Here is an 18257-nt window from a genome sequence, read left to right as displayed (position 1 = left end):
GTCAACGGTCGCAAATTCTTTGCAAATACAATTTTTTACTAGACCTTGTCCATTTCAATGAAGAATAAAAAGCGGTTGTTAATTCAGGTATCAAAGAAGCTTCTCGAACAGTTATCCATCTGTCTAGGCGCTCTTTTGTTCTTTACTTTTTACTTCGGAATAACTATTTCCGATCTCGCTCCTGCTTTCACTTTTGGAGTATTTCTTCTTCCGGTCACCATGGGAATGGTTAACGTTTTCAGTTTTTATATTATCCCAAAATACCTTTTTCAGCAAAAGTACTTCTTGTTTGCGCTATACACGATTTACACCCTAATCATTACATTTTTTCTAATTGCCCTATCCTCCTTTTATGGCTTCATTTTCATTAATTCTTTGGAAACAATAGACAGTGGTTTCATGATGAGCAAGAACTTATACCTCATCATTATTGGTGTATATATCATTGTCCTGATTACTTCTTTATTCTCGGCCTACAGGGAAAGCTATAAGATTTACCTACGAAACAAGGAGTTACAATTTGCGCTGGTAAACGGTGAACTTCAGCTGAAACAAGACGAACTCTCCTACCTCAAAATGCAGATCCACCCACACTTTTTGTTCAATACTTTGAATACTATTTATGGTTCTGCTATCGCAAAAAGTGACCAAACGCCGGAGCTGATTTTGAAACTTTCAAACCTGCTGGACTATATCCTGTACCAAACCAAAAAGTCCTTTGTCCCACTTCAAGATGAAGTGGATCATTTGAAAGATTATTTGGATTTAGAAAAGTTGAGACATGGGGAAAAGCTTAAAATTGAATCGACCTTTCCAAAACAGTTGACTGGCGAAATGATCGCACCGATGCTTTTTCTCCCTTTGCTTGAGAACAGCTTCAAGCATGGAAAATCTCAAGGAAATGAGGCCTTCGTGGAATTGAGAATCGATGCCGCTGAGGGTAACATACATTTCTTCCTTACAAATACTGTCGAGAAAACAGATCAGAGAGAACCGCTGGAATCATCTGGAATTGGTCTTCAAAACATCCAAAAACGTCTCGAACTTCTCTATCCAAATGCTCATAACTTTACCTTTGAAAAAGTTGGTAGCTACTTTATTATGAACCTCCACATACAAACGAATCAACCCAAAAGCTCATGAATTGCCTGATCGTTGACGACGAACCTATTGCGCAGAATATTTTGAAAGACTTTGTCTCCAAGGTTGATCATTTAAATCTTGTGGGATGTGCCATCAACGCCAATGAAGCCTTTAATTTGGTTCAACAAGAGCAAGTTGATCTGATTTTCCTCGACATCAATATGCCTGGAATAGATGGTATGGCTTTCGCCAAAATTATCCCACAAGAGATTCATGTTATTTTCACCACTGCCTATCGCGAATATGCTTTGGAGGGATTCAATTTGGAAGCAACAGATTATTTGCTCAAACCAATCCCATTTGAAAGATTCCTGAAAGCTGTAGCAAAAGTAAAACAGGGGTTGGATCAAAAAGGAAGCATAATCGCTTCAGAAAAACCTGAATTTATATTTGTGAAGCAGGATCGCAAGATGGAGAAAATAGCCTTTGATTCCATTCTCTATGTAGAAAGCTATTCTGATTACATTAAAATTCATGTCAGAGAAAGAGTCATTCTAGTCCGGGAAAGCATTTCAAATTTTGAAAGTAAACTTCCTGAAAGTCAATTTATCCGATTTCATCGCTCCTTCATAGGAAACATTTCTGCTATCACTTCCTATACTCATGAGTTCCTGGAAATCGACGGAAAGGCATTAACTATTAGCAGATCCTATAAAGAGGACGTTTTGAATAGGTTACAACAGTTTGAATAGCACTCCTTATTAAAAATTTCCAATTATATTTTTCAAAGGATGTAAGAATGTTACTTTTTTCATTTTACTTTGTAACTCAAAGTACTTTTAACTATGAGGAAACCAGAACAAGAACTTGCCGAAATCAAATCCATGATGGAACGGAGCACCCGCTTCCTTTCACTCAGTGGGCTATCTGGAATTCTAGCAGGCACCTACGCACTGATTGCTGCAGGTTTAGCTTATGCTTGGGTCTATTATCCCAATGTACCCTTTGGCACAAACATAGAACTGATCGGACAGGAGAACATCCTTGGCAAGTTATTGGTCACAGCCGCTGTGGTTTTACTGTTTTCCATTGGCACGGCTTGGCTAATGAGCCAAAGTAAAAGCAAGAAAAAAGCCCAGAAATTCTGGACACCTGCCAGTAAGCGATTTATTCAAGCGCTTCTCGTCCCATTAGTAGTAGGCGGCATATTCTGTCTGGCACTTATGAGCAGAGGATATCTCGTTATAGTTGCTCCAGCTACATTGATTTTCTATGGATTGGCTCTGATCAACGCTTCTACTTTCACACTCACTGACATCAAATACCTGGGCTACTGCCAGCTTGTACTAGGCATCATTTCGGCTTTCTTTCCAGGCTATGGGCTACTCCTCTGGGCTATGGGCTTCGGCGTGCTGCATATCATTTATGGCGCGATGATGTACTACAAATACGACCGATAACGTGAAGGGGAATTACGATAAAGCATTTGAAAATATGGTCCGGCTCCGGGTCATGTCCATCCTGATGGTCAATGAGGAATACGATTTCAATTCATTTAAGGAAATGCTGGATGTGACGGATGGCAACCTGGCCTCCCATCTGAAAAACCTGGAAAAACAGGAATACATTCAGGTCAGCAAATCCTTTGTAGGTAGAAAACCACTGACCAACTACTCAGCCACTGAAAGTGGGAAACAGGCTTTCCAAGCGCACTTGGAGTTCCTGGAAAATTTGATCAAAGAAAACAAAAGCTAAAAAAATTTATCCAATCACTTTGAAATACAAAGTACTTTCAAAATCAATAAATCATGCAAACAAACTTCGAATTTCTCAAAAGCTTTCAAACCAAATCTGCTTTAGTAGCCGCTGCCATCGGAGGCAGCATTCCACTTTCCTGGCTCCTTTTTCTGGTAATTTTCGGGAAAGGCCCTTTCGAAAACTGGATGTTTATCCCACTGGGACTTATACCTTTTGGAGGAGCAATAGGCGGCCTATTCTTCTATCTGATGGGCTTTGTGTGGTTTCCTAACGACAAATCAAAACTGGTGGCAATCATCTTTAGCTCTGTACTATACTTTTTAGGCATCTGGCTGAGCGCTGTATTAGCTTTCAGTATCACCGGGCATTGGGATTAATCAATTTTAACTATTCAAAATCAATTATCTATGCATCAAGAAATCAAAAACCACATCAATGATCCAGCCTTTCTGGAGAAACTTTACAGAAAGAACAAGTCTGAATTCAAAACGGCATTCATAGCAGTTTATCCTGAAATAATGGATAACATTCCTGCCAAAATCTGGCATGAAAGACTGACCTATGAATCCAATTCCATTTCCTGGGGATCTAAAAACGACTTTCTTTTTGTAGCTGTTTCCGCATTTCTAGCAGGAATGATCGCCCGGATTCCCTTTACATTTTCCATTTCGGAAGACTTCTTTTATCCTCGGAATATCGCCTTTATAGTTTTCCCTTTTCTGACAGCTTTTTTTGTTTGGAAAAACAAAGTAGCCCCTAAAACAATTGCAATCATCAGCGCTGTTACGGTAGCCTGTCTGATTTATATCAATTCACTTCCCGAAAAAGAAACTGACGTACTAATCCTAGCTTGTCTTCATCTTCCAGTTTTACTTTGGATTCTTATTGGAGTTGCTTTTTCAGGAAATCAACCAAAAAACCTATCCAAAAGGCTGGATTTCCTGCGGTTCAATGGTGATCTGATCGTAATGTCAGCGCTTCTTGGAATAGCTGCAGGGATATTATCAGGAATTACATTTGGCCTTTTTGCCTTGATTGACATCAACATTGGAAAGTTCTTTCAAGAAAATCTAGTGGTTTTTGGACTTCCTGCCATTCCTATCCTAGCTACCTTGCTTACTCAAACCAATCCTCAGTTGGTGAATAAGGTATCCCCCATCATTGCAAAGATCTTTAGTCCGGCGGTATTAATTATGCTGGTAGTTTATCTCGGAGCTATAATTTTCTCCGGGAAAAACCCTTATACCGACAGGGATTTCCTTTTGCTTTTCAATTCGCTTTTAGTTGGTGTCATGGCATTGATCTTTTTCTCTGTGGCAGAAAGTGCTGAAAAGGAAAAGAATAGCGCAGACTTCTGGATCCTGTTTTTCCTATCCATCGTCACTATTATCGTTAATGGAGTTGCACTTTCGGCAATCCTATTTAGAATTGCTGAATGGGGTTTTACTCCAAATAGGATGGCAGTTTTGGGAAGTAACCTCCTGATGCTAATTCACCTATTGCTGATTGCGGCAAAACTCTTCAAAACAGTAACCCGAGAAAATGAAGGCATAGAAGTAGGAAAAACTATCGTTCGATACATGCCTGTGTACTTCATTTGGGCGGCATTTGTCCTCTTTATATTCCCACTGATTTTTGGGTTTAAATGATCGGATGTCCCTTATTTAGGCGTAACTACCCCCATAAAAGTCTGGCGGACAATCTTACCATCGTGAATGATAAAGGTATCTGAGCTGTTTTTAAATTCGAAATTCGGAGCATCAGCTTCCCAAATGATGTAGCCCACGTCTTTTGTAGCCAAACTTTTTATCAGCGTAACGCTAGTAGAATCCTTTGGCAAGGCTGCATAAGCATTCACGAAGTTCTCGCGGATTTCCGCAAGCCCCCGGTAAGTTCTGTCTGGAGTAATCAAAATTGACTCTTCAGTATAATCGGCCATTACTTCCTCTAGGTTGTTTTCCACAAAAGCCTTGAAGTGATGGTCGAGTACTTGCTGTGTGGTCTGCTCATCGTAGTTCCGCTTTTGAATTTCATTTTCTGACGTTAGTGTTTCTGCGATCTCTTCATTCTTGGGCGAGCAAGAAAATGTAGTACAAAGAACCGCCACTAATAAGTAATAGGATTTCATGTTTATCTTAAAGTTGGTGATTCTCAAGTTAGAAATTTTATCACTTATATGTTCGCGATTGAAACCCCAATGATGAAGCGTGCCTAAAGGAAAACAACACAGAAGTTGGCAGTTTCAACTATTACTTCTCGAAGGTAATGGCATCTGGGTTGGCGCCCAATTCCTCCAAAATCTCACTGATAGCCTTCACCATAGAATCAGGACCGCAGACGTAGAATTCCTGACTGAAATCTTTGATATGTGCCTGAATAAAATCCTGATCAATCCTACCCTGCTGATGTCCACCAGCTTGTTCTTTTTCCAAAATTGACACAAAGTCATTCCCCAGGGCTTTTCGGAAGTAAGATTCCAAGATGACATCTTCAGCAGTTTTATTGGCAAAAAACAAGGTGTTTCCGATCAATTCTCCTTTTGCTTCCAAATCCTTGAAAATCCCTATAAACGGGTTAATTCCGGCTCCACCTGCTATAAAAACTCCCTTTCCTTTATATTGGATTGCACCCCAGGAATCATCCAAAATCAATTCGTCTCCAACGGATAATTTATCCAGCTGATTAGTGACCCCATCATGATCTGCGTACGATTTGATTACAAACTCCAAGTGGTCTTCCTCAGGTATAGAGGTAAATGTGAAAGGCCGCATTTCTTCTTTCCACTCCGGCTTATTAATTGCCACTTCGGTAGCTTGTCCAGGTACAAAAGAATAACCTTTTGGTTTCTCCACTTTGTACTGCTTTACATCATGTGTGATCGTCTGAATATCAAGTATTTTTGAAATATATGTCATCGTAGTATTAAAGTTGGTTCTAATATACAATACGTATTGAAGCATATTTGTTTCTTTGAAAGCCTTTTAGACTCGAATTCCTAAGTCAGTTTATATGGCAATTCACTCAATAGTTGGATGATTTAGCTATCTTGAACCCTGAAAAAACCCTTCTTTAAAATGAAAAAAAATTCAAATCTAAGCATCAGCCTTTTGCTGATTCTGTCACTAAGTTTCGCAGCATGTTCTAGCAAAACCGGAACCGAAGAAGTTGTAGAAACCAGTGAAGAAACAAAAGTAGAATCTTCCAGCTTTGGAGGTTTAGCGCTTTATACACTTAGAGATGCTATGTCAAACGATCCAAAAAGTACCCTTAAGACTGTAGCTGAAAATGGCTACGCTTATGTGGAAACTGCGAATTATGAAGATGGAAAATTCTACGGAATGAGCCCTACGGAATTTAAAGCATACCTAGAATCACTTGGCTTGACTGCCAAAAGTGCCCATATGGGCATGGTAAATATGGAAAATGCGGATCAATTGATCGCAGATGTGAAAGCTGCCGGCATCGAGTATTTTGTAATACCTGTTCCTCCTATGGGAATGTTTACCTCTGGCAAAGACGGAATGGGCATGAAAGGCACTCCGGATGAATTGGTGAACATTATGAACACCTTGGGCGAAAAATGTAATGCCGCTGGACTAAAACTACTTTATCATAACCATGATTTCGAATTCAAAGCACTGGAAGATGGTACCATCATCGAGGAGTTGCTTTTGGAGAAGTGCAATCCTGAGTTTGTAAACTTCCAGATGGACTTATTCTGGGTAACCAAAGCCGAAGTAGATCCTCTTACTTACTTCGAAAAGTACCCGGGACGTTTCATCGCATGGCATGTGAAAGATATGAATGAGGAAGGTAATTTCGCACCAGTAGGAACAGGCACTATTGATTTCAAGAGAATCCTAGCTGAAAAGGATAAGTCTGGAATGGAGTTTTACTTGGTAGAGCAGGATCAAACATTCAGTTTGGATCCAATGGAAGCCATCAAAATCAGCCATAAAGGGCTTGAAGAGATTGGATTCAAATGAGAATTTAGAATAAAAGGGGTTAAAAAATTGACTTTTACCCACTTTATTGAGAAGGCCATTTCGAGCATATCGAGATGGCTTTTTGCTTTTTTATAGCTAGACTGCACACATCCTATGTTTACTACAAGCTTTAATTCTCCATGAGCAATACCTTTATCTACATCATAGTCGGCATAGTAATCCTTCATTTTGTACTAGGAATAGGCTATTTGATCTATAAAATCTCTGGTGGCAAATCTTCAAAGAGAGGAAAAGATTGAAACCTTTTTGGACACTCTCCTTATGAACAGCGGTGATAAAATAGTTTAAACAAAAAAACCACTCCTTAGTAGAAATGGCTTTTTATTTATGGACCATTAACCTTTTACCCTAGAAGTAAAGTCAGATTGCGATGAGTAGGATTTTTACCTATCCACTTGTATCCATCAGTAGTCCTGGCTGAGGCTGTCAGCACAAAGCTATAGGCACAAGATTGTGGAGGTCGCCAATTACTGGATGCTGGAATCAACTTATTGACAAACCCTTGCCAATCCCCCTTCGCAGTGCTGTAGCCTTCCGAAAAGATCGAAGTAGATAGACCATCACCATACGTGGCATAAAAATTAACAGCACGAAGATTTCCCTCTGGATCATTGGCTGTAATCCGGAAGTTCAATCCATCTGGGGCTGCTCCAATTGTTTCTATGGCACAAGCGGACACTTCGCTCCTACCATGCTTTACACTCTCTATGATCGCAGCCGGCAGATGATTGTCTATATACAATTTCAGCACCTGAGTATCCAACGCTGTATAACTAGTTCCGATGAAAAAAGTGACTTTTACAGCGTAAATTCCTGGCAAAAGCCCCGATGTAGGAAATTGTATCAGCAAGTCATCGATGGAGTAATCAGTATCAGGATTTGCTAGCTGATAATAGCCGTATGTATTTGGTGCAAAGGACTCCAGGGTGTACGAAGACCCAGTCCAGCGATAGTTTGACCAATTGCTAACCAACTTCTTGTAAGTACCGCCATCTGGACCGGCTATTTCTACCATGTACTTTCTGTTCCCAGCTCCATACAGAGTTTTCATTTTAGTTCGGTTTCCGATCAAGTTCAGTGTGCCTCCAAAAGCTGCATTTTCCACAAAATGAAAATAACCGGAATCTGTAGTGGCACGACCAGTGCTACTATTTATTTTGGTGGTAGGAATCAATCCCACACTTCCTACTAAAGGGCCCAAGTCCTTCGCGGGGATAGATGGTTTTCTACTTAGAATCAACTGCCTGAGTTTGGTAAAATCCTTATAAAAATTGCCTGGGAAGTCAGTTGTGAAGCCAGGATTGCTGGATTTGACGCGAAAGCCAAAATAGGTAAAAGGCGTACTCAATGGCCAAGAAAGGGACACATTGATCTCGCTAAGTTCTATTCTGAATTTCCAGATTCTGTGGGATACGTCTGAGTTGGGACTCGGGCCAAACTCCTGCACCACTGCGGAATTTGATGGATCTGAAAGCAACCCAGTCCATTGTCCCGGACCCAAGTATTTCTGCCTTCCTAGTTTATTGGGCTGACCTGGATAAAGGCCATAGTTAACATCCACACCTGAGGTGATTGCCCGATCTCGGGTATTGTCGAAAGTCAACCAAAAGTAATCGTTTGTGCTGCTATCATTTCCTGTATCTGATACCACATCAAGAGCCAGATACAAATAGTTAGCATCGTTTTTCACTAGCACGAACCCTCTAGTGAATTTGAGACTTCCTGCTTCATCCCAATCACCATCCATGATGGGTTTGTTGATATCGACTGGGTTTACTGCCCACTCACTCCGAAAAGGCAGTGCAAAAAGAATGGGAGATGTAATCGATAAATTTCTAAGCTTAGCCATAGTTTTTTGATTGTTATAAAAGTTGAAAAGATTAAAATGTCTCTTGAAAAATTGAGACCTGATTGAGTGTTTATATCCCAGTAGTCTGGTAAAAAAACCTAAAAACACCGGGAACCAATGAATATCAAAGAAGACAAAACTAGTTCAATTGATTGATATTCAAGCGCTTAATAAAATTAAGCGATAATTTGAAAAATGATTCTGAAAAACGCATAAAAAAACCCTGACTTATACTAAAGCCAGGGTTTAAAATTAGTATTTATTGCAAATTACTTTGCTGGAAGAACTTTGGCTTTTACTTCTCCAAAGCCTATTCGCACCCCGTCTTTCTCTGCAAATCCTTTCATAATGACCGTATCGCCGTCTTCAATAAACTTTCGCTCAGTTCCGGATTCAAGCTTAACTGCATTTTTGCCATTCCAAGATAGCTCCAGCATAGACCCAAAAGAATCAGGCTCCTGACCTGAGATCGTTCCTGAAGCCATCATGTCGCCTACATTGATGTTACAGCCATTCACGGTATGGTGTGCCAGCTGCTGAGCAACATTCCAGTACATATTTTTAAAATTGGAAGTACAAACCTTGCTAGCCTTCTCATCTTCGGGCTGTATATAAGCCTCTAATTGTATATCGAAACTATGGGACTTCTCACACTTCAGGTAGTCCAATACTTCAGGTTCCTGCATCGGACTTTCCACTTTGAATTGCTCCAAAGCTTCCAACGTTACCACCCAAGGCGAGATGGAAGAAGCAAAGCTTTTTCCTAAAAATGGACCTAAAGGCACATATTCCCAAGCCTGAATGTCGCGCGCCGACCAATCGTTAAACAGTACAAAACCGAAAATATAATCTTCTGCATCAGCAGTTGAGACAGAGTCACCAAGCTTGGTTGATTTACCTGTTATGAAGGCCAGTTCCAGCTCAAAATCCAGCTTTTTACTGGGTCCAAAAACAGGTGAACCTGATTCTGGATCCTTGGTTTGTCCTTTCGGTCGGATCACCGGCACACCCGAAGGAATGATGGAAGAAGCACGACCGTGATATCCAACGGGCAGATGTTTCCAGTTTGGCAATAATGCATTCTCTGGATCACGGAACATTTTACCCACATTAGTGGCGTGCTCCATACTGCTGTAAAAGTCTGTGTAATCTCCAATTTTCACCGGCATCAGCATAGTTGCTTCTTTACGATTCAGCATTACTTTACCTCGTGCAGAGTGATCTCTTAACTTCTCATTTTCCGTCAAAAGCAAATCCTGAACGCGCTCTCTGATTTTTTTGGTAGTTACTTTACCAAGTTCGATCAGATCGTTCAGAGATTCTTTTAAGAAAATCCCCTCCGGCAAAAACATATCTGAAAAGAACCCCTCTTGATCAAGGATGCTTAGATCCACAATCTTATCTCCAATTGCTGTTCCTATACGCGGACTAAGTTTTTTATTCTTGAAAACTCCAAAAGGAAGATTGTAAATCGTGAAATCTGAATTTTTTGGTACTTCCACCCAGGTAGTCAGGGCGTTGCTTGGGCTGTCGCTCATTGGTAAAAATCGTTAGGAGTGCAAATTTAGACTTTATGTATGAAATGAAAAGTCTAAAAGCTGAAGTAGCCGGAATTCATTTTCGGCTTATCTCTATAAGTCTTTGGCTACTTGACTATTGGCTACTCAGAGCTAAATTTCAATTAACTCCGATCTGGAAATTCCTATTCAATGGAATATAATCAACCTTTAAGTAGATACTAACCTAATGCGGTTGAAGTACCCAAAAACAACCAATCATCACTTTATCCCCACTATTTCCGCACTCTTTACTAACTTAGGTTCATACTGAAACCCATTTAAAATGAAACTTCTTTACAAAACCTACCTCACGATACTATTGGTCATGATGGTATCTGTAGCTTTTTCCCAAGAAAAAAGCATCATAGATCAGCTGGATGAAATCGCTATCGTAGATCAGAAAGTCATGATGCCCATGCGGGATGGCGTCCGACTAGCCACTGATATTTATCGTCCCAAAGGAGAAGGTAAATTTCCAATCGTATTTTCTCGTACTCCCTACAATTTCAATACGTGGGGAAATGGTGAAATGAACACCCGTACCATGCAAACTGCCCTTTCCTGGGTAGAAAAAGGCTATGCCTATGTGGTTCAAAATGAACGTGGCAGGTACTTTTCTGAGGGTGATTGGGACATACTTGGAGTGCCGCTGACGGATGGCAATGATGCATTTGAATGGATGAGCAAGCAATCTTGGAGTAATGGAAAAGTCGGTTTGCTGGGATGTTCCTCCACTGCTGAGTGGCAAATGGCAGTTGCTTCTTTAGATCACCCAGCATTGGCGGCGCTAGTGCCTCAAGGCTATGGAGCAGGTGTTGGCCGAGTGGGGGAATTTAATGAGCAAGGAAACTGGTACCGAGGTGGTGCTGGGCAAATGCTATTTACTAATTGGCTCTATAGTGTACAACACGATCCGATGGCGCCTAAACTACCAAAAGACATTACTCAGAAGGACTTACTTAGACTACAGAGATTCTATGATATGTCTCCTGAATATCCAAGAATTGATTCCAAAGAAGCCTTGAGCCACCTTCCTATTCAGGATATTATCAAAAATCAGAATGGCCCGATGGGAATCTACGAAGAGATGATCACCAGAAAACCTAACGACACTAAATGGTTTGAAGGGGGATTGTATCATGATGATATGCCTTTTGATAAGCCAAGCTTCTGGTTTGTCTCCTGGTTTGATGTATCAGCCGGGCCAAACATTGCACTTTTCAATCATGCGCGGGAAAATGCAGTTTCGCAGATGGCGAGAGACAATCAATACCTGGTGATCGCTCCGGTACTTCACTGCTCCTACACCCGTGCTACAGAAAATACTATGGTGGGTGATCTGAATGTGGGTGATGCTAGATTGAATTACGATGAGATTATTACTGCATGGTTTGATGTATGGCTGAAAGGTGAAAAGTCTGAAGTATTGGAGAAAATGCCACGTGTACAATATTATACCATGGGCTCCAATAAATGGCAGACCTCAGATGTTTGGCCTCCTGCAGATGCAGTGATGACTACGATGTATTTGGACTCAGAAGGCAAAGCAAATACGCTTAACGGTGATGGAAAACTCACTGCGAAAAAACCTAGAAAAGATAATCCTGATACGTTCAAGTATGACCCAATGAACCCCGTAACTTCCTATGGCGGCAATGTCTGCTGTACAGGAAATGCAATTGATGGTGGAGGTGGCTCCAAAGATCAGTCTGAGATAGAGAAGCGCGATGATATCTTGGTTTATACTTCAGATGTTCTGGAAGAGGGAATCGAGGTTTCCGGTTTTATCGAATCCTACTTATACCTTTCTTCTGATGCAAAAGACACAGATGTAACGATCAAACTGATAGATGTCTATCCAGACGGAAAAGCATACAATCTAGACGAAACTATCCAGCGTGTACGCTACCGAGATGGATACGACAAAGAAGTTTGGATGGAAGATGGGGAAGTTTACGAAGTGAAAATGACTCCAATGAGTACCTCAAACTATTTTGACAAAGGACATAGAATCCGTATCGAAGTTAGCAGCTCTAACTTCCCTCGCTTCGATAGAAATATGAATACGGGCGGAAATACCTACGATGAGACTGAAGGCGTTATTGCAACCAACTCCATTCATCATGGTGGAAAGAATCTGAGTAGAATTGTGTTGCCGATAGTGAAGTAACTTAGAACACAATCCCACACCCAATTAAAAAAAGGAGAGATTAAGTTCTCTCCTTTTTTTAATTGGTAATTCAGAAATACGAATAAGCTAGTTTCAATTAGGCAATAATGTACCTATTTGAACAAAAAGGAGAAAAATTCCAAGCAAACAATAGAAAGTAAGGATATTTTTTAGGATTTTATAGAGGATTTAATATTTAACCTACAAACTATGATAAACAAACCTTTACTCACGATGATACTCCTTTTCTGTACGATTGGAGTATCGTGGGCACAATACAACATTAGGGGTACTGTGTCCGATGAAAGAACAGGCGAGCCACTCATTGGAGCCAGTATCCTTATAAAAGGAACTACTTCAGGAGCAGTGACTGATCTGGATGGAAATTACTCCTTGGATATTAGCAGCTCAGGAAGCGTAGAGCTGATAGTCTCATCTATAGGGTATTTAAAAAAAACCATTACAGTAAATCAAAATCAAACCGAAGTAAACATCCAACTGAATCAAGATGCTACAAACTTGGAAGAAGTAGTAGTAACAGGCCTAGCATCTTCTGTAAAACGCAGTAACCTTGCAAACGCCGTCACGTCAGTCTCCTCAAGAGATCTCACTGGTACAACAACGATTCAAACGACGGATGGCGCACTTTACGGAAAAGTACCTGGTGCTACGATCCGATCAAACGGTGGAGCTCCAGGCGGAGGAATCTCTATTCAGCTTAGAGGTATCTCCAGCTTACAAGGGGCGTCTCAGCCACTAATCATTGTAGATGGAGTGTATATCAATAACGCCTCCCAACGTACAGGTAGAGCTACAGTATCCGGCGCAGGTGGATCAAACCAAGATGATGGAGCGAACAGACTTGCAGATATAAACCCAGCAGACATTGAAAATATAGAAGTGCTGAAAGGGCCTTCAGCAGCAGCTATCTATGGAACTCGTGCCAATGCCGGAGTAATCATCATCACCACTAAACGTGGTGCTGAAGGCAGAACTAACGTCTCTCTATCTCAGGATATAGGCTTTGCCAAGCCATTGAGATTACTAGGGGTGGATGATTGGAGTGAGGAGAAAATTAATTTCTTCTTCCCTGAGTCAAGAAGACCCATAGAGCTTGAGCGCTACAGAGCAGCTGAGGCAAGCGGTACTTTTATAGATTATGAAGATTATTTTTATAACAATACTGCCTTACTTTTAAACACCAGAATTAATGTTTCTGGTGGTACAGAAAAGACTAAATTCTTTGTTTCTGGAAATATCACCAACGAAGATGGAACGGTCAAAAACACAGGATTTGAGCGTTATTCTATTCGCGCCAATATAGATCAAAAGATCACGGACAGAATCAGGTTAGGAGTCTCCACCAACTACATTAGATCCAACACGGATAGAGGCTTCACTGGTAATCAAAATAATACGGGAGCAAGTATAGGATATAGCATTTCTTATGTACCCAATTATTTTGACTTGAGAAGAAATGAAGATGGAACTTATCCTGTAAACCCGTACTTCTCTGAAAACCCTGTTTCTGTAACAGACAATGCTCAGAACAACTCTTTAGTAAATCGTTTTATTCAAGCGTTTACGTTAGATTTTGACATTCTAAAAACTCAGAATAGCTTTTTGAAAGCAACTGTATCAGGAGGTTTGGACTATTTGCAGAACTCCACTCAAATCTACCTTCCAGAGTTCTTACAGTTTCAGAGAGCTCAGGCTAACCCGGGAGACCTCTTCGTAGGAAGACAGGAAAGTTTTAACACCAACTTTCAAGCTGCATTGGTTTACAACTGGAATCTAGGCAGTATCAACATGAACTCACAAGCAGGTCTTGTCCGTCTGGATTTTGACAACAACTCCTTATTCAATAGAGGCAGAGGATTAGTTCCGGGACAGAGAAACCTAAAACAAGCCAATATTCAGGAGATCAACGAACAATTCAACAGCAAAATCCAAGAAGCAGGGGTTTTCCTTCAGCAAGAAGCAAACTGGGAAGATAAGATCATAGGAACGTTAGGCATCAGATGGGACAAATCCACACTGAATGGAGATCCAAACGAATACTATGCATTCCCAAGAGCAAGTGTGGCTTTTAATCTGGGAAATTTTGACTTCTGGAATAGCACAGTAATCAGTCAATTGAAGCCAAGACTAGCTTACGGAGAGACTGCTGGTCCAGTGCCATTTGGAGCTACTTTCACGCCATTGGGTGGAACTAACATAGGTGGATTGCTAGGTTCAACTGTTTCTACTTCCATTGGAAATACTCAGATTCAGCCAGAGACTGCTTCTGAACTTGAGTTCGGTGTGGATGCAGGTTTCTTTAACAATCGAATTAGTCTGGAAGCTACTTACTACATCAAAAACACGCAAAACAACCTTCAAAACCTTAATCTGGCACCATCAACTGGTGTGAACACTACACCAAGTAATGAGGCAGAACTTCAAAACAAAGGATTGGAACTAAGTCTGTCAGGTACATTAGTAGATAATTCAAACTTCAGATGGTTCTCAAGAATTCTATACTGGCAAAATGATATAGAAATGACAAGACTGGGCATCCCTACCTACATTTCAGGAGGTTTTGGATCCGGACTTGGTACATTTCTATATGCTGAAGGTTACTCTCCTACCACTATTGTGGGTACGCCAGCAGATCCTTCCATTCCAGGAGGATTTACGATATGGGGAGATGCACAACCAGACTTCAATCTTTCTTTCTCCAACTCATTCAGTATCTATAAAGGGATTGAATTCTCCTTCCTAGTAGATTGGAGAAGCGGCGGAGAAAATGTAAACCTTTCTTCCTTCTTGTCTGATGGAGGAGGAACGACCAACGGGTGGTTTGATGATGATAATGGAGATGGAATTCCAAATGGAAGACAAAGAGAACCAGAACCATACAACAATGCTGGTCGATGGGTTCAGGACGCTTCATTCGTGAAAGTCCGTGAAATAGGCCTTTATTATACTTTACCTAAAGAAACTCTTACTAACTGGTTTGGAAACACTGTTCAGAATCTACGTGTAGGCTCTTCTGTCAACAATGCATTCCTATTCACCGATTATGAAGGCTATGATCCTGAGACTTCCACCTTTGGAGCTCAAGCTGTAGCTAACAACGTGGATATTGCTCCATACCCTACTTCCAGAAGGATTTTCTTTCACGTAACCATTGACTTTTAATCCGACTCATCATGAAAAAAACAACAAGAAATATAGGATTTGCTATGATTGCAGCCACTATGATCGCTGGATGTAATCCTTTGGAATTCGACGATATCCAGGATCCTAATAATCCATCAATCGGAAGTATAGCTAATAATGCCAGCTCCGAACAGATACAATTTCTAATTACTGGATTGGAATCCAGACATCGAGGCTATGTGACTAACATTTCCCAAGCATGGAATACCTTTGGCCGGGAAATATGGTATCTCAATGCCTCTGACCCAAGGTTTCAAACGGATTGGCTAGGCCAGAATGGCCGAGTTCCAGATCGATCCTACTTTGGATTTGGCAATACCGGTGGAGGGTCTTGGGCCACGCCATACCAATCCATCAAACAAGCCGATGTACTGCAATTAGCTGCTGAAAATACTGTTAATATCACTGATGCTCAAAAAAGTGCAGTTATTGGGTTTGCCAAAACAATCCAAGGATACCAGTTTATGATTCCAGCGAATTTTGTCTATCAAAATGGAATCCGAATGGATGTGACTGATCCTCTGAATCCAGGCCCATTTGTAAGCTATGAGCAAGCACTTGATCAGATCAATACTATTTTAGACGAAGGTTTTCAAGCATTTTCCAGCGCAGGTTCAGGAGACTTCCCTTTCAGACTGACCAGTGGATTCAATGGCTTCAACACCATCGCAGGGCTTCAGCAAGTCAATAGAGCAATTGCAGCTAGGCTTAATGCCTACCGAGAAGATTGGCAAGGTGTTTTGACTGCGCTCAATGGGTCATTTATGGATCTGAATGGAAATCTAAATGCAGGCCCTGCTCATCCTTATGGAGCAGCACCAGACATTTTCAACCCACTCTTTTATTTGCCGAATGCAGCTGTGAACACCATCATCGTAGTGCACCCTTCTGTGCTGGATGATGCGACACCAGGTGACCTACGCGTTCAAAGCAAATTCCTTGAGCGAACTAATCCTGTCACCGTAACCACAGATGCCGGTGCATTAGTTGGTACACATCAAGATGCTAGATGGTCAAACAACACAGTTCCTATTCCTTTTATCAGAAATGAAGAACTGATTCTACTTAAGGCAGAAGCTCATGCTAACTTAAATCAAGCTGATGACGCAGTAGAGGCTATCAACATAATTCGAAATGCAGCTGGAATAGGTCCATACACAGGTGCTACCTCCACATCAGCTTTGATAGATGAGATTTTATATCAAAGAAGATACTCGCTTTGGGCAGAGCCTTGGGGACATAGATGGATAGATGCCAGACGATATGATCGCCTTAGCGACATCCCTACATCCTATGATGGAGGAGCTATTTTCACACAATTCCCTCATCCACAAGCAGAATTGAGCTGGGATGAATATGTTGGGAATTAAAATCCTAAATGATTATTATATAGGGAAGTTGTTAGCAGCTTCCCTTTTCATTTCTAAAATTTTATGGAAATGCCGAAACTTAAAATCAGCTAGCTTCATCTAGGATAATTTCTGAAAGAATAAATTAAAACAGTATTTCCAACCTAAATCCAATTAGCTGATGATTAGGCATAACTACTACCACTACTCTTCTTTTTAAGAAAAGTTAAAATAGATGAAAGCAATCATTTTTGAAAAGTACGGAAAACCGGAAGAGGCACTGGCATTAAAAGAAGTAACTATGCCTATTCCCAGTGATAATGAGGTTTTGATTAAAATACATTCTACTCCAATCAATGATTATGATTGGAGCCTAGTCCGTGGTAAGCCTTATTTGTATAGACTCATGTTTGGCATTTCAAAACCTAAAAATCCAATCGCGGGGATGGAGCTTTCAGGAGTTGTTGAGGGTATTGGGACAAAAGTGACTAAGCTTAAATTGGGTGATGCAGTTTATGGAGATATTTCAGGATTTGGTTTTGGGACTTTTGCAGAATACATCTGTATCCATGAGGATGCTGTCCTTGTCAAGCCTGATGAACTGAATTTTGAACTAGCAGCTGCGATCCCTCACGCTTCTACCCTAGCACTGCAAGCGCTTCAGGATATAGGAAAGATTGAGAAGGGACAGAAAGTACTCATTAACGGTGGCGGAGGCGGCGTAGGAACTATAGGTCTTCAACTGGCAAAACTTAGTGAATGCCATGTGACTGGAGTGGATTCAGGCGAGAAACTAAATATGATGAAGTCACTAGGCTTCGATCAGGTCATTGATTATAGAAAGGTGGACTTCACAAAATCTGGAGAAACCTATGATCTAATTCTGGATTGCAAGACAAATAAATCCCCATTTTCATACTTACGGGCTTTAAAACCATCTGGAATCTATGTATCCATAGGTGGTAATCCCTCCAGTTTAATCTCCGTCCTTTTTTGGGGTAAGATTTTCTCTTTATTCTCTAAAAAAAAGCTTCAAATCCTTAGCCTAAAACCTAATGAAGGATTGGATCAAATAGCCCAACTGGTCATCCAAAAGAAAATCAGACCTGAAATAGACGGCCCTTATCCTCTTGAAGACACCCCTAGACTAATTCAGTATTTTGGAGATGGGAAGCATACAGGAAAGGTGGTGATCAGGGTGAGTGAATAAAAATTTCTCAAATTCTGAATATGACAGTTAAGTTTAAAGCTTTGCCCTCCGCGGTCCCTTTGCGGTAA

15 protein-coding genes are annotated in these 18257 nt (G+C 40.8%); 11 read left to right on the top strand and 4 right to left on the bottom strand.

The annotated features are described in order from the left end of the window. Positions 1 to 57 precede the first annotated feature (57 nt). From BM386_RS00520 to BM386_RS00495, 6 genes are all read left to right on the top strand, one after another. Positions 58 to 1143 (top strand): sensor histidine kinase, encoded by a 1086-nt coding sequence (locus BM386_RS00520; protein WP_091691116.1) that lies wholly within the window; start codon positions 58 to 60, stop codon positions 1141 to 1143. After that, positions 1140 to 1835, top strand: a complete 696-nt coding sequence (locus tag BM386_RS00515) for a LytR/AlgR family response regulator transcription factor (protein WP_091691115.1) — start codon at positions 1140 to 1142, stop codon at positions 1833 to 1835. The genes BM386_RS00520 and BM386_RS00515 overlap by 4 nt, the downstream gene beginning before the upstream one ends. Before the next feature lie 93 nt (positions 1836 to 1928). Continuing rightward, on the top strand, positions 1929 to 2543 hold the full coding sequence (locus tag BM386_RS00510; RefSeq protein WP_091691114.1) for a hypothetical protein: 615 nt from the start codon (positions 1929 to 1931) through the stop codon (positions 2541 to 2543). 1 nt (position 2544) lies between these two features. Continuing rightward, positions 2545 to 2838, top strand: coding sequence for a winged helix-turn-helix domain-containing protein (locus BM386_RS00505; protein ID WP_091691113.1), 294 nt, complete (start codon positions 2545 to 2547; stop codon positions 2836 to 2838). Between the two features lie 53 nt (positions 2839 to 2891). Then, complete coding sequence (locus BM386_RS00500; protein WP_091691112.1) at positions 2892 to 3218, top strand: hypothetical protein; 327 nt, start codon at positions 2892 to 2894, stop codon at positions 3216 to 3218. A 30-nt stretch (positions 3219 to 3248) separates the two neighbouring features. Beyond that, positions 3249 to 4490, top strand: a complete 1242-nt coding sequence (locus BM386_RS00495; protein ID WP_091691111.1) for a DUF4153 domain-containing protein — start codon at positions 3249 to 3251, stop codon at positions 4488 to 4490. A gap of 11 nt (positions 4491 to 4501) precedes the next feature. On the opposite strand, the gene BM386_RS00490 is transcribed toward BM386_RS00495, so the two are convergent. Then, complete coding sequence (locus tag BM386_RS00490) at positions 4502 to 4969, bottom strand: YybH family protein (protein ID WP_091691110.1); 468 nt, start codon at positions 4967 to 4969, stop codon at positions 4502 to 4504. Positions 4970 to 5090: 121 nt separating this feature from the next. Then, a complete protein-coding gene (locus BM386_RS00485; RefSeq protein ID WP_091691109.1) occupies positions 5091 to 5756 on the bottom strand; it encodes an FAD-binding oxidoreductase in 666 nt (221 codons plus the stop codon). 159 nt (positions 5757 to 5915) lie between these two features. On the opposite strand from BM386_RS00485, the gene BM386_RS00480 reads away from it, so the two are divergent. After that, entirely contained in the window at positions 5916 to 6827 is a 912-nt protein-coding gene (locus tag BM386_RS00480; protein WP_091691108.1) for a sugar phosphate isomerase/epimerase family protein, read from the top strand. Between the two features lie 364 nt (positions 6828 to 7191). On the opposite strand, the gene BM386_RS00475 is transcribed toward BM386_RS00480, so the two are convergent. Both BM386_RS00475 and fahA read right to left on the bottom strand, forming a co-directional pair. Next, complete coding sequence (locus BM386_RS00475) at positions 7192 to 8697, bottom strand: hypothetical protein (RefSeq protein ID WP_091691107.1); 1506 nt, start codon at positions 8695 to 8697, stop codon at positions 7192 to 7194. Positions 8698 to 8966: 269 nt separating this feature from the next. Then, the gene (gene fahA, locus BM386_RS00470) at positions 8967 to 10235 is read right to left on the bottom strand and encodes a fumarylacetoacetase (RefSeq protein ID WP_170856995.1); all 1269 of its coding nucleotides are present in this window, start codon (positions 10233 to 10235) and stop codon (positions 8967 to 8969) included. A 304-nt stretch (positions 10236 to 10539) separates the two neighbouring features. On the opposite strand from fahA, the gene BM386_RS00460 reads away from it, so the two are divergent. The 4 genes from BM386_RS00460 (at position 10540) to BM386_RS00445 (ending at position 18189) form a co-directional block, all read left to right on the top strand. Continuing rightward, entirely contained in the window at positions 10540 to 12426 is a 1887-nt protein-coding gene (locus BM386_RS00460) for a CocE/NonD family hydrolase (RefSeq protein ID WP_091691105.1), read from the top strand. A gap of 210 nt (positions 12427 to 12636) precedes the next feature. Next, entirely contained in the window at positions 12637 to 15609 is a 2973-nt protein-coding gene (locus BM386_RS00455) for a SusC/RagA family TonB-linked outer membrane protein (RefSeq protein WP_091691104.1), read from the top strand. Between the two features lie 11 nt (positions 15610 to 15620). Beyond that, positions 15621 to 17000: a RagB/SusD family nutrient uptake outer membrane protein gene (locus BM386_RS00450; protein WP_091691103.1), complete on the top strand. Its 1380-nt coding sequence runs from the start codon at positions 15621 to 15623 to the stop codon at positions 16998 to 17000. A 214-nt stretch (positions 17001 to 17214) separates the two neighbouring features. After that, on the top strand, positions 17215 to 18189 hold the full coding sequence (locus BM386_RS00445; RefSeq protein WP_091691102.1) for an NAD(P)-dependent alcohol dehydrogenase: 975 nt from the start codon (positions 17215 to 17217) through the stop codon (positions 18187 to 18189). The last annotated feature ends 68 nt before the right edge of the window (positions 18190 to 18257 follow it).

Source organism: Algoriphagus locisalis (assembly GCF_900116615.1).
GTDB lineage: Bacteria > Bacteroidota > Bacteroidia > Cytophagales > Cyclobacteriaceae > Algoriphagus > Algoriphagus locisalis.
This window is presented reverse-complemented; position numbering and strand designations above follow the sequence as displayed.